The 13,194-nt window shown below is 60.2% G+C and carries 13 protein-coding genes; 4 read left to right on the forward strand and 9 right to left on the reverse strand.

From position 1 onward, the window contains the following. Positions 1-16: 16 nt before the first annotated feature. On the reverse strand, positions 17-946 hold the full coding sequence (pcaQ, locus tag NTD86_RS12020) for a pca operon transcription factor PcaQ (protein WP_262202446.1): 930 nt from the start codon (positions 944-946) through the stop codon (positions 17-19). Between the two features lie 282 nt (positions 947-1,228). Between pcaQ and NTD86_RS12025 the strand changes: the two genes are divergently transcribed. Then, positions 1,229-2,122, forward strand: coding sequence for a neutral zinc metallopeptidase (locus NTD86_RS12025; RefSeq protein ID WP_262202448.1), 894 nt, complete (start codon positions 1,229-1,231; stop codon positions 2,120-2,122). Continuing rightward, positions 2,123-3,106: an alpha/beta hydrolase gene (locus tag NTD86_RS12030; RefSeq protein ID WP_262202449.1), complete on the forward strand. Its 984-nt coding sequence runs from the start codon at positions 2,123-2,125 to the stop codon at positions 3,104-3,106. It begins immediately after the preceding gene. A 43-nt stretch (positions 3,107-3,149) separates the two neighbouring features. Here the strand turns inward: NTD86_RS12030 and NTD86_RS12035 are convergent, their stop codons facing one another. The 3 genes from NTD86_RS12035 to NTD86_RS12045 form a co-directional block, all read right to left on the reverse strand. Further along, positions 3,150-3,740, reverse strand: a complete 591-nt coding sequence (locus NTD86_RS12035) for an HAD family hydrolase (RefSeq protein WP_262202450.1) — start codon at positions 3,738-3,740, stop codon at positions 3,150-3,152. Continuing rightward, entirely contained in the window at positions 3,737-4,606 is an 870-nt protein-coding gene (tesB, locus tag NTD86_RS12040) for an acyl-CoA thioesterase II (RefSeq protein WP_262202452.1), read from the reverse strand. Before tesB ends, NTD86_RS12035 begins: the two co-directional genes overlap by 4 nt. Positions 4,607-4,708: 102 nt before the next feature. Then, entirely contained in the window at positions 4,709-5,278 is a 570-nt protein-coding gene (locus NTD86_RS12045) for a GNAT family N-acetyltransferase (protein WP_262202454.1), read from the reverse strand. A 90-nt stretch (positions 5,279-5,368) separates the two neighbouring features. Here NTD86_RS12045 and NTD86_RS12050 point away from each other — a divergent pair, with 90 nt between their 5' ends. Next, positions 5,369-6,289 carry a histone deacetylase gene (locus NTD86_RS12050; RefSeq protein ID WP_262202456.1) on the forward strand — a complete coding sequence of 307 codons (921 nt, stop codon included), beginning with the start codon at positions 5,369-5,371 and terminating at the stop codon, positions 6,287-6,289. Between the two features lie 254 nt (positions 6,290-6,543). Continuing rightward, a complete protein-coding gene (locus NTD86_RS12055; protein WP_262202458.1) occupies positions 6,544-7,782 on the forward strand; it encodes a TIGR03862 family flavoprotein in 1,239 nt (412 codons plus the stop codon). A 53-nt stretch (positions 7,783-7,835) separates the two neighbouring features. Here the strand turns inward: NTD86_RS12055 and NTD86_RS12060 are convergent, their stop codons facing one another. The 5 genes from NTD86_RS12060 to NTD86_RS12080 all read right to left on the reverse strand — a co-directional run bounded on the left by NTD86_RS12060 (position 7,836) and on the right by NTD86_RS12080 (position 13,091). Further along, complete coding sequence (locus NTD86_RS12060) at positions 7,836-9,173, reverse strand: DEAD/DEAH box helicase (RefSeq protein ID WP_262202460.1); 1,338 nt, start codon at positions 9,171-9,173, stop codon at positions 7,836-7,838. A 67-nt stretch (positions 9,174-9,240) separates the two neighbouring features. After that, positions 9,241-10,131 carry a drug/metabolite exporter YedA gene (gene yedA, locus NTD86_RS12065; protein ID WP_262202461.1) on the reverse strand — a complete coding sequence of 297 codons (891 nt, stop codon included), beginning with the start codon at positions 10,129-10,131 and terminating at the stop codon, positions 9,241-9,243. 1,020 nt (positions 10,132-11,151) lie between these two features. Beyond that, entirely contained in the window at positions 11,152-11,763 is a 612-nt protein-coding gene (locus NTD86_RS12070) for a PolC-type DNA polymerase III (protein ID WP_262202463.1), read from the reverse strand. Positions 11,764-11,788: 25 nt separating this feature from the next. Further along, positions 11,789-12,265 carry an NYN domain-containing protein gene (locus tag NTD86_RS12075; RefSeq protein ID WP_262202465.1) on the reverse strand — a complete coding sequence of 159 codons (477 nt, stop codon included), beginning with the start codon at positions 12,263-12,265 and terminating at the stop codon, positions 11,789-11,791. Positions 12,266-12,392: 127 nt separating this feature from the next. Continuing rightward, positions 12,393-13,091 (reverse strand): DUF2076 domain-containing protein, encoded by a 699-nt coding sequence (locus tag NTD86_RS12080; RefSeq protein ID WP_262202466.1) that lies wholly within the window; start codon positions 13,089-13,091, stop codon positions 12,393-12,395. Positions 13,092-13,194 lie beyond the last annotated feature (103 nt).

The following is a 13,194-nucleotide window of genomic DNA, read 5'->3' on the forward strand; positions in this document are numbered from 1 at the left end:
ATACATAACCAAATGGTTATGGATAGACACCTTCGGCATACGCCTGCCCCAACTCGCGCAACACGTCGACACAGCCTTGTGCCGCCACCGACATGGGCGTATGTGCGTTGCTGCAAATACCGATGGAGCCGCCCGGCTCGCGCTGGCCGAGGTCGAGTTCTTGCAACTCGCCGCTGGCCAGATCCAGGCGCACGGCATCCAGTGGGGCGATCCACACGGCATCGTTGCGCAGCACGTAACGGCGGCTTACCGTGACGGACAGGGTTTCCAGGCGCTGACGCGATTGGCTGATGCCGCACTGCACAAACAGGCTGTCGGCAAAGGTGCGGATGGTGGTGTTGGCCAACGGCAGCACCAGCGGGTAACGCTCCAATTGGCCACGGTCCAGCGGGCCTTGCAGCAAAGGATGACCCGGTCGCACCACCAAAGTCATCGATTCGCTGTACAGGTGTTCAAAGTTCATCCCTTGAATTTCCGGGCTGTCGGTCATCCGCCCGATCACCAAGTCGACATCGCCTACGCGCAATTGCGACAAGAGATACGCACTCGGCCCAGTCACGATACTCACCACCAGCGCCGAATGGCGGGCGTGCAAACGGCTCACCAACTCGGGCACCAGCAGGCTTTCAACGGTGGATAACACCCCCAGCCGCACTGTCCCGCCGGCGTATTCGCCCCCGCGCAAGGCGTTCACCCCCTCGCGCAAAGCCTGCACCGATGGCGTTGCGTAGCGTAGGAAAGCCACCCCAGCCTCGGTCAGACGGACACCGCTTTTACTGCGCACAAACAGACTCACCGTCAGCAGCTCTTCAAGCTCCTTGAGGGTTTTCGACATGGCCGGCTGGCTCACCGCCAACACATCCGCGGCCCGCGCCAAACTGCCCTGGCGGGCCATTTCCAGAAAGCACACCAGGTGGCGATATTTGATGCGGGTATCGATATTCACAGGCGAAGCACTCGGAGCTAATAGGCGGACCTATTCAACCACTTACACCCAAGGTCGCAAACTGCATTAAGACGTCTCAACTTACAAACCTTGTGGTCGCAGCCTTGCACCCCAAGCACAGCTATAAAAATTGCAGGGTTTTAGCGTCGTATTTAAATCATTCAACCGTGTTGAGAGTCTTAACTTACTGTCATCGCACTCAACAAACGTCTGACAGCCGGGCTGGCGCAGTACCTAGCGAGCAGCAACACTCAATAAACAGATTTATCAGAGGACTCCTCCATGCAATGGAAAAAAGGCCGACGCAGCGACAACGTTGAAGATGTTCGTGATCAACAGGGCGGCGGCGGTGGAGGCATGCGCATTGGCGGCGGCAAAGGCTTGAGCCTGATGGCGGTGGTGGTGATCGTGGGCATTGGCCTGCTCACCGGCCAGGACCCGCTGCAGATTCTTGGGCAACTCAGCGGCCAACTCACCGAACAGTCGTCACCGCAGGTGGCGCAGCAACCGGGCCATGCGCCGCCTGCCAATGATCAGCAGGCGGATTTTGTCCGGGCGATTCTGGGCGATACCGAAGACACCTGGCGCCAGGTGTTTCAGCAATCTGGCCGCACGTACAAAGACCCGACCCTGGTGCTGTTTCGTGGCCAGGTCAGCTCGGCCTGCGGCTTTGCCACGGCGGCCAGCGGGCCGTTTTATTGCCCGGCAGACCAAAAGGTTTATCTGGACATGAGCTTCTTCCAGGAGATGGCCCAGCGCTTCAAGGCCGCCGGGGATTTTGCCCAGGCGTATGTGATCGCCCACGAAGTGGGGCATCACGTCCAAACCCTGCTGGGGGTCTCCGCCAAAATGCAGGCAGCCCGCCAGCAAGGCAGGCGCATGGAAGGCGACGGTGGCTTGCTGGTGCGCCAGGAATTGCAAGCCGACTGCCTGGCCGGTGTGTGGGCCAACCTTGCACAAAAACGCCATGACTGGCTGGAACCCGGAGACATTGAATCAGCTCTAAATGCCGCCACCGCGATTGGCGACGACCGTTTACAACAACAGTCTCAAGGGCGCGTAATGCCCGACTCGTTCACCCACGGCACCTCCGCGCAGCGGGTGAGGTGGTTCAAGGCCGGTTTTGCCAACGGCAATATCAATCAGTGCGACACCTTTTCGGCAGCGAGGCTTTAAATGGCAATACGGTTGATGGCATTGGCGGGCCTAATGCTCGCCTGTTCTGCAGCGATAGCCGCAGAGCACGGCGTCAAAGAGCTGAGCCCCGATCACTTGAAGATCGGCGCCAGCGAATTAAATATCGGGCTGAGTCAAAACTGGAATCAGCCACTGCCCAATGTGCAGCGGGCGCTGATTGTGATTCATGGTCGTTTACGCAATGCCCAAACCTACCTGGAGAGTGGCGAGAAGGCCGCGTCGCAAGCCGGGCAGTTATCCACAACCCTGGTCATTGCGCCGCAGTTTTTGAATGAGAGCGATGGCTCACGCCATACCCTGCCCAACGATGTGCTGCGCTGGCACGCCAATGACTGGATGGCCGGCCAGCCCGCGATAAGCCCGAGGCCATTGAGTTCTTACGCCGCGATAGACCAGATCCTGCAACGCCTGGGCGACCGTCAGTTGTTCCCCAACTTGCGCGAAGTGGTCATCGCCGGGCATTCAGGCGGTGCACAAGTGGCACAGCGCTATGCCCTGACCACGCAGGCGGACAAAGCCCTGGAAGCTGAAGGCATCAAGGTGCGTTACGTGATCGCCAACCCGTCGTCCTACGCCTATTTCGACAAACAGCGCCCGGTGCAGAACTTCGATCCGGCCACCTGCCCGGGTTTCAATACCTGGAAATACGGCCTCAAAGACTTGCCGGATTACGCCGAAGGCCAGAAGCACCACACGCTTGAGCAAGCTTATGTGAGCCGCGACATTACTTATCTGCTCGGCGCGCAGGACACCGATCCCAACCACCCCGCGCTGGACAAAAGCTGCGAAGCCGAAGCCCAGGGCGCCTACCGTTTGATACGCGGACACAACTACTTCGACTATCTGACCCAGCGCCATCCGCAGGGGCTCAATCAGCGATTGGTTGAAGTACCGGGCGTTGGCCACAACGGCGATGAAATGTTCACCTCGCCAGCAGGGCAAAAAGCGTTGTTCGCAAGATAAGAAATGGCTGGGGTTGCCGCAGCCTGCGGCAACCCCAGCAGAGTTATTTCAGCCACTGATGCAACTCATGGCAATCCTGGGCATGCCAGTCGGTCAACTCAGGCCACGGGTTGTCCGGGACATTGACCAAAACCGTTTTACTGCCCGCCGCGCGACCGCATGCCAGGTCAAAACGGTAATCGCCCACCATCACCAACTGCGACGGTGCCACTTCCCACGCCTTGGCCAATTGCAACAAGCCATCCGGATCGGGTTTGTGGGCGGCGTTCTCGCGTCCAAGAATGTCTTGCGGTGCAAAACACTCCCCCAGACCAATCGCCTTGAGCGTGATATGCGCCAATGCCTGGGCATTGCGCGTCAACACGCCCAGGCGATAACCCCGGGCAGCCAGGTCGCGCACCAACTCAACCGCACCCGGGGCCGGCGTGGAAGCCAGCGCCAATTCGCGCTCATGCTCCAGCAGCCAGGCATGCTTGGCGGCCGCTTCGTCAGCCGGCAAGCCGTTCAAGTGGGTCAGGATGTCGTCTTCAGGCGGGATGGCCAGCGCCTCGCGAATCGCCGCAAAGTCATGCACGGCGAGGGTCAAGGTGCCGTCCATGTCGAACACCCAATGCTTGATGTCCTTGAGGGTCATGCCCAGTCCTTGCGATGGCGAATCAGGCCTTCCTGGGTCACCGAAGCGACCAGCTTGCCCGCACGGTTGTACACGCTGCCACGCGAGAACCCGCGTGAGTTCCCGGCCCACGGGCTGTCCATGGCATAGAGCAACCAGTCATCGGCGCGCAGTTCGCCATGGAACCACAGCGCGTGGTCGAGGCTGGCGACTTGCATGTCGCGTTGCCACACGCCTTTGCCATGGGGCAGCAGCGAAGTGGTCAGCAAACCGAAGTCCGAAGCGTAGGCCAGCAGGTATTTGTGCAGCGCCAGGTTGTCTGGCAGGGTGCCGTCCGCCCGAAACCACACGTATTTGATCGGGTCGCTGACTTTAGGGTTAAACGGGTCTTCACCCACCACCGGACGAAACTCGATGGGCTTGGCGCACAGGAGTTTTTCACGCATCGACTCAGGAATCAGGTGCGCGCGCTGGCGAATCATCTCGAGTTCGGACGGCAGGTTTTCCGGCCCCACCACGTCGGGCATCGGGTTTTGATGTTCAAAGCCGCCCTCATCGTATTGAAACGACGCGCTGCTGGTGAAAATCGGTTGGCCCTTCTGGATCGCCGTCACCCGGCGAGTGCTGAAACTACCGCCATCGCGTACCCGGTCAACCTGGTACACCACCGGCAAACTGGCATCGCCAGGGCGCAAAAAATAACCGTGCAGTGAATGCACATGGCGAGCGTCTTCCACGGTCTGGCTCATGGCCGACAAGGACTGGCCCAGCACCTGACCGCCGAACAGTTGGCGAAAGCCCAAGTCCTGGCTGCTGCCGCGAAAGAGGTTCTCTTCAATCGGTTCCAGGGTCAGCAAGTTGACCAGATCATCCAATACTTGGCTCATTCAGACTCTCCTCACACAGAGCAATACCGTCGTAATCTGCGCTACGTCGGCCCACAAAAAATTTGGCGCTTGCCGCAAACAGTATGTTTGCAGCCCGCCCGTTCAACCGTGCAACGTTTCCAGCCACTGTGCCCGGGAAATGCGATACAGCACATGCGGCCTTAGTGGATGACCTTCTTGCAGCCCGGGATGTTCAAAGTCACCGTCAAGGTCACGCTGCATACCGATGGCCTGCATGACCTTCTGCGAAGGCAGATTGGTCTCGGTGGTAAACGACACCACCTGGTCCTGCGCCAATCGATCAAAGGCGCAACGCAATACGGCCCAAGCAGCTTCGCTGGCATAACCCAGGCCCCAATGTTCAGGTGCCAGTCGCCAGCCTATTTCAACAGCCGGGGTGAATGCAGCGGCAAAACTGACATTCAACAGCCCGGTGCAGCCAATGAATGCACCCGTGTCTTTGCGCTCCAGTGCCCACATACCGTAGCCGTATTCGGCAAAGTGGCCACGAAAACGCCCAATCAGTGCCGCACTGTCGAGTCGGCTCAACGGCGCCGGAAAGTAGCGCATGACCCGAGGATCAGCACACATGGCGGCAAACTCTGGCAGGTCTGTGTCACGCCAAGGGCGTAAACGCAAACGCGGGCTTTGCAGTTCTTCAATCTGCTCCATCAGGCCTCTCCAGGTGTTACCAGGCTTTTCCAATGCTCAGCAGTGTACAGCGCTGTTAATATCCAGCGCTCGTTCCGACGTGAAATCCATATGCCAGTACCGCTGATTTACCACGAAGACTACAGCCCGGAGTTCCCAGCCGAACATCGTTTTCCGATGGACAAGTTCCGCCTGCTGCACGATCACCTGATCGACACCGGGCTGACCCGCGATGCCGACCTGCTGCGTCCTGAACTGTGCCCTGTGGATATCCTCGCGCTGGCCCATGACCGCGCCTATATCGAACGCTATATGGCCGGCGAACTGGCCCGCGAAGACCAGCGGCGCCTCGGTCTGCCCTGGAGCGAAGCCCTGGCGCGCCGCACCATCCGCGCCGTAGGCGGCTCTTTGCTGGCGGCCGAACAAGCCCTCGAACATGGGCTGGCGTGCCACCTGGCCGGGGGCACCCACCACGCGCACTACGATCATCCGGCGGGCTTTTGCATCTTCAATGACCTGGCCGTGATCAGCCATTACTTGCTGGAAAGCGGCCGCGTTAACCGGGTGCTGATTTTCGACTGCGACGTGCACCAGGGCGACGGGACGGCGCGAATTCTGGAACATACGCCCGAGGCCATTACCGTTTCCCTGCACTGTGAAAAGAATTTTCCGGCCCGCAAAGCACAAAGCGACTGGGACATCGGCCTGCCCATGGGCATGGGCGATGCCGAGTATTTACAGGTGGTGGACGAGGCGCTGAATTACCTGCTGCCGCTGTATCAACCGGACCTGGTGCTCTACGACGCCGGTGTGGATGTGCATAAAGACGATGCTCTGGGCTATCTGAAGCTCACCGATGAAGGCGTGGCGGCGCGGGATGAAAGCGTACTGCGCCATTGCCTGGGCCGGGACATTCCGGTGGTCGGGGTCATTGGTGGCGGTTACAGCAAAGACCGCAAGGCGTTGGCACGACGGCACGGGATCTTGCACCACAGCGCGCAAAAGGTCTGGTTGTCATCGGGTGGTCATTAAGCCGTGAGTCTTTTACCCACAATGCCTGTGGAACTGCCTGTGGATAACCTGAGCGAAAGCCCTTGCAGGCCACGTTGCGTATAGCCTGCAGAGAGCTGTACATTTTTCGTACAGCCCTTGTCTGCGTAGGCGCGAGCTTGCCTTGCGATCTTTTAAAAGATCAAAACATCGCGAGGCGAGCTCGCGCCTACGCAGGGTATTGGGTGTTCATCAGGTAGAATGCCCGCCTTATTTCGCCTATTTGCAGCCTTGCCATGACTGAACCCACGTCCTCCCCCTCCCCGCACGTCGCCATCATTGGCGGTGGCCCCGCCGGTTTGATGGCTGCCGAAGTGTTGAGCCAGGCAGGCGTGCAGGTTGATCTGTATGACGGCATGCCGTCGGTGGGCCGCAAGTTCTTGCTGGCCGGAGTCGGCGGCATGAACATCACCCACTCCGAGGCTTACCCGGCGTTCATATCCCGTTATGCCGAGCGCGCACCTCATATAGCGCCGCTGCTGCGGGCCTTTGATGCCGATGCCTTGTGCCAGTGGATTCACGACCTGGGCATTGAAACCTTTGTCGGCAGTTCGGGCCGGGTGTTCCCTACCGACATGAAAGCCGCGCCACTGCTGCGCGCCTGGCTCAAGCGCCTGCGCGAATCCGGCGTTGTTATCCACACCCGTCACCGTTGGCTGGGCTGGCAGGCCGATGGCCAGTTGCGCATCGACAGCCCCGACGGTGAAAAACAGCTCAAGCCGGATGCCGTATTACTGGCCTTGGGCGGCGGCAGTTGGGCGCGGCTGGGCTCTGACGGTGCGTGGATGCCGCTGCTGGCTGAACGCGGCGTCGAGTTGGCGGCCTTGCAGCCGAGCAATTGCGGGTTTGATGGGGAGGGCTGGAGTGACGTGCTGCGCAGCAAGTTCGCCGGGGCGCCCTTGAAGAACATCGCCATTGCCCTGGAGCACAGCACACCGCGCTTGGGCGAATGCGTGATCACCGCCAGCGGCATTGAAGGCAGTTTGATTTACGCCTGGTCCGCGCCCATTCGGGAAGCGATCAACCAGCACGGCGCGGCCACCCTCGTGATCGACCTGTTGCCCAACAAGCCTGTGGATAAAGTCACGGCGGCCCTGGCCAAGCCACGCGGCTCACGTTCCATGAGCAAGCATTTGCACAGCCAGCTGGGCCTGGACGGCGTCAAGGCCGCGTTGTTGCGCGAATTGGCACCGGCAGACGCCTTCAACGACCCGGCCCAACTGGCCAAGGCGATCAAAGCCCTGCCCCTGACACTGATCAAGGCACGCCCGCTGGACGAAGCCATCAGCAGCGCCGGCGGCGTGCGCTTTGAGGCACTGGATCAAAACCTGATGCTCAACGCAGTACCGGGTGTGTTCTGCGCCGGCGAGATGCTGGATTGGGAAGCCCCCACCGGCGGCTATTTGCTCACTGGCTGCTTTGCCAGCGGGCGCGCCGCAGGGTTGGGGGTTTTGAGCTGGCTTAGAGGCCAATGAAACCGTAGGAGCGAGCGTGCTCGCGATCTATCAAACATCGCGAGCAAGGCATGTTATGGCTTGCGTTTGCGCGGGCCGGTGTTGAACACCGGTACTTTGCGCACTGGCTTGACCGATGGCTCTGCCGGGGCCACGTCGCCGCTGTCGACCCACTTGCCCAGGTTACGTTTGCCGGCACCGCCTGCAGCCTTTGGCTTCTTCGGTTTTTTCGGCTTTTTGATCACCTGGCCCGACGCATCGGTTTGCGGCACGCGGTGCTCTGGCTCGAAGTCCGGCTCTTCGTTGCGGGTCAGGGTCTGGCGGGTCAGCACTTCAATGGCCGACAGCATGTTCACTTCGTCTGCACACACCAGCGAGATCGCCTCACCTTTCTGGCCCGCGCGGCCGGTACGGCCAATGCGGTGAACGTAGTCTTCGGCCACGATCGGCAAGTCGAAGTTGACCACCAGCGGCAGGTCGTCGATGTCCAGACCGCGTGCCGCCACGTCAGTGGCCACCAGAATCTGTACTTCGCTGGCCTTGAAGCGGTCCAGCGCGCGTTGGCGGGTAGCCTGTGGCTTGTCGCCGTGGATGCCATCCGCGTTGACGCCCAGGCCTTGCAACTTGCCCACCAGCTCATCCACACCGTTACGGGTCTTGGCAAATACCAGCACTTGCTTCCAGCGCTGGGTGCGCAGCAAGTGCAGGAACAGCTCGGACTTGCGCTTTTTATCGACCGGGATCACCCACTGCTTGACGCTGCTGGCGGCCACGTTGCGCGGGCTGACTTCGATGCTCAGCGGGTTGTCGAGCATCTGCCCGGCCAACAGGCGGATCGCGTCCGAGAACGTCGCAGAAAACAGCAGGGTCTGGCGCTTTTTCGGCAAGGCACGGTAAATGTCGCGCAGCTCTTCGGAGAACCCGAGGTCGAGCATACGGTCGGCTTCGTCGAGGATCAGGGTTTGCAGCTGGTTGAACTTGATCGCGTTCTGGCGATACAGATCGAGCAAACGGCCCGGAGTGGCCACCAGCACATCCACGCCTTTGCGCAGTTTCATCATTTGCGGGTTGATGCTGACTCCGCCGTACACCGCGTAGGTGCTCAACGGCAGATGTTCGGCGTACTGGCGAATGTTCTCGTGAACCTGCTCGGCCAGCTCACGGGTCGGTACCAGCACCAGCGCGCGGATCGAGTTGCTGGCGACTTTAGGCCCTTCCATGGTCAGCAATTGCAATAACGGCAGGGCAAAGCCGCCAGTTTTGCCGGTGCCGGTCTGGGCGGCGGCCATCAGGTCGCGGCCTGCCAGCACGGCGGGAATCGCTTGGGCCTGAACCGGGGTTGGGGTCTGGTAGCCGAGCGCCTCAAGGGCGCGCAGCAAGGGCTCGATCAGGCCAAGGGTGGCGAATGTCATGGGAATACCGTCGAAAAAGGTCTGCGCAGGGGTGCATACGCTGCAATGGCGCGCAGTTTACCCTAATTCAGACGGTTTTCTGCTTGCGCCACTGCGGCAACCCGATCAACACCACCGCGCTGATGATGACCGCCATCGCCACGCACTCTTCAACACCAATGGTCTCGCCCGCAAACACGATGCCCAGCATCACCGCCACGGCCGGGTTGACGTAGGCATAGCTGGTGGCCGCTGCCGGACGCACATTTTTCAGCAGGTACATGTAGGCGCTGAAGGCGATGATCGAGCCGAAGAACACTAGATACAGCAACGCGCCCCAACCGGCGGCGGTGGGCATGTGGGTCATGCGTTCGCCACTGAGCAGGCTGCCAACCAGTAGCACTGCGCCTGCGGTGATCATTTCCGCGGCGCTGGCCATCGCCCCGGCGGGCAGCGGCAAATGCCGGCTCCACACCGAACCGAACGCCCAGGCGGCGGCCGCAAAGAGGATCATCGCAGCGCCCAGCGGGCTGGCTTGCAGGTTGGAGCCGAGGTTGAGCATGGCAATGCCGATCAGCCCCAGCGCGATGCCGGCCCATTCCAGCCGCGTATTGCGCGCGCCCCAGAAATAGCCGAACAGCAACGTGAACAACGGTACGGTTGCCACGGCCAGAGCGGCCACGCCCGAGGCCACGCCCGAGTGCTCGGCGAGCGTCACGCCGCCGTTGCCGCAGGCCAGTAGCAGAAAGCCGATCATCGCTGCCGAGCGCCACTGCACAAAGGTCGGCGTCGCAGCTCCGCGCCAGCGCATAAAGCCATACATCAAGCAGCCGGCCACAAGGAACCGCACCCCGGCCATCATCAACGGCGGCCAGGACTCGATGCCAATACGGATCACTAGATAGGTCGAACCCCAAATGACGTACAACGCGAAAAAAGCACCGATCAGTTGAAGCGGGAAACGACGTGCGGCAGGCATGAGGCGGCTCGAAAGGCAGAGGCAGGGGACTGCGGATTCTAGACAACGAAGCCGGAAATAATAAGTAACAGCCGCCCCCAAAGTGACCCGTACACTTTGGGGGCGGCCGTGGAAGATCAAAAGCCCCTCACCCTAACCCTCTCCCGGAGGGAGAGGGAACTGATTGGGGGCAGTCTGAAAGGCGCGCTATATCTGAAAGCCCTTTGCAGACTCATCGGGGAATGCTCAAGGTTTTGGGCGATCTGAAAGCAATGGCATTGCCTGACAACAACTCGGTCGGCCCCCCCGGAGGGGGAACTGATTGGGGGCAGTCTGAAAGGCGCGCTATATCTGAAAGCCCTTTGCAGACTCATCGGGGAATGCTCAAGGTTTTGGGCGATCTGAAAGCAATGGCATTGAGCCTGACAACAATTCGGTCGGCCCCCTCGGAGGGGGAACTGATTGGCGGCAGTCTGAAAGGCGCGCTATAGCTGAAGGCCCTTTGCAGACTCATCGGGGAATGCTCAAGGTTTTGGGCGATCTGAAAGTAATGGCATTGAGCCTGACAACAACTCGGTCGGCCCCCCCGGAGGGGGAACTGATTGGGGGCAGTCTGAAAGGCGCGCTATAGCTGAAGGCCCTTTGCAGACTCATCGGAGAATGCTCAAGGTTTTGGGCGATCTGAAAGCAATGGCATTGAGCCTGACAACAACTCGGTCGGCCCCCCCGGAGGGGGAACTGATTGGGGGCAGTCTGAAAGGCGCGCTATAGCTGAAAGCCCTTTGCAGACTCATCGGGGAATGCTCAAGGTTTTGGGCGATCTGAAAGCAATGGCATTGAGCCTGACAACAACTCGGTCGGCCCCCCGGAGGGGGAACTGATTGGGGGCAGTCTGAAAGGCGCGCTATAGCTGAAGGCCCTTTGCAGACTCATCGGGGAATGCTCAAGGTTTTGGGCGATCTGAAAGCAATGGCATTGAGCCTGACAACAATTCGGTCGGCCCCCTCTCCCTCCGGGAGAGGGCTGGGGTGAGGGCGGCTTTTAAACCCCGCAATAGCGCTTCAAATGATCGCTGATCTTCGCCGCCGGCACCTTTTGCAGCTTGCACAGCAGATCATGATCCAGCGCTTTCACCCCATGTTTGTGCCGCAACTGCTCGGCCAGGTAAGCCGTCAAATTGGCCGCCATTTCCGCATCGGCCATGGCCCGGTGAGCCTGGCCGGTGTGGGGCAATGCGGCAAAAGTGGTCAAGGTACCGAGCTTGTGGTTGGGCGCCGCCGGCATTAACCGCCGCGCCAGCAGTAACGAACAGGCAAAGTTCTGCAAACGGGTACGCTTGATGCGGCCCATCTCGAAATCCCAGAACTTTTGGTCAAAGGCCGCGTTGTGCGCCACCAGCGGAGTAATGCCAACAAACTCGTTGACCTCGTTCATCACCCGCTCGGCAGGCGGCGCGGTGCGCAACATGGCATTGCTGATGCCAGTCAGTTGTTCGATAAACCCCGGCACCCGCACGCCCGTGTTCATCAGGCTTTGGTAACGATCGACGATGCGCCCCTGTTCAAGAATGACCACCGCAATTTCAGTGGCCCGGCAGGTGCTGCTCGGCGAAAGGCCGGTGGTTTCAAAGTCGATGACCGCAATACGTTCCAAACCAGATCAATCCTGTAAAAAAGCGTTACTTAAGCAGCAGGCTGCCTTCAATCGGCACGTAGCGCGACGCTGCGCGAATCAGCGAGTTGGCGGTCAGGCCGGGCACGCCATAGGCTACGGTTGCGACACCATGCTTGCTGGCAATGCGCTCGAGCAGCAGGTCAAAGTCGCCGTCACCCGAGGCCAGCACCACTTCGTCCACATTGGCTGCACAGTCCATGATGTCGATGGTGATGCCCACGTCCCAATCGCCCTTGGCCGAGCCATCGCTGCGCTGAATATAAGGTTTGAGTTTTACCGTGAAGCCCAGGTTGCGCAGGATCTGCTGGAACTGCTGCTGCTTGCTATCGCCCCGATCAATGGCGTAGGCGTATGCCTCGACAATTTCGCCGTGCTGGCTGATATCCGCCCACAACGCCGCGTAATTGAAATGGCAGCCATAGGCCTGGCGAACCGTGTAATAGAGGTTCTGCACATCCGCAAAGAGCGCAATTTTTTTCACCGGCAAACCTCATGAGGCCCTGGAAAACGGGCGCGTAGGTAAAAAACAAGGCAGCAGTATGCCAGCCTGCCGAGTCTTTGCGCGGAATAACCGCCCAGCGTGCCATCACACGCCGGGCGTTGAGAGGTCAGACGAAGGAGTCGTCGTCAGAATAGAAGCTGTCGTCGTCGTTGAAACCGCCGCCATCAAAGCCGGACCGGTCGTTGTTGGCAAACTGCTGGTTGTCATTGCCCCAGCCATTGCCACCGAAGTTGGACGGCTCCTCAATGATTTCCTCAATCACCTGCGGCTGCTGCTGATGATGGCTGAACAAGCTGCTGATGCCTTCTGCCAGCATCACGCCACCGGCCACGCCGGCTGCGGTTTTCAGGGCGCCACCCAAGAACCCGCTGCCCGCTGCGGGGGCTGGGGCAGGCTGCTGTGCATACGCCGGGGCAGGAGGCGGGGCAGACGGACCATCGCGCCAGCCGCCCGAGCTAGGCGGTGCGCTGAAGGATGGCGCCGGCGCCGGGGCAGGCGCACGGTTGCCGCCACCAAAAATACTCGACAGAAAACCACCTCCCGATGCCGCCGGGGCAGGCGCAGCGGCCGCAGCGCGGGCTTGTTGCAGTTCGGCCTGCAACTGTTTGTTCTGCTGGTCGAGCTGCTTGATCGCCGCTTCCTGCACCAGAATCGCCTGGGTCATGAAATAAGGGGCCAGCGGCTGGCGCGCGATGTGTTCGTTGATCAGCGACTGCGCTTGAGTGTCTCGCGGGGTCGCCTCTCGTTCAGCCTGCTGCAACCGGGTAAATAGCCCGTCAATCAGGGTTTGCTCTTCGCTGTTCATGACGACCTCGTTGGATTGTCGAAAAATCTACTAACCGCCTAACTACAGTAGGCACTCAAAAGTTATGGGGACGTTACGAGAAGTTTCAACGGACCTTTACCCA

The sequence above is a fragment of the Pseudomonas sp. 7P_10.2_Bac1 genome, assembly GCF_025465935.1.
Classification (GTDB): domain Bacteria; phylum Pseudomonadota; class Gammaproteobacteria; order Pseudomonadales; family Pseudomonadaceae; genus Aquipseudomonas.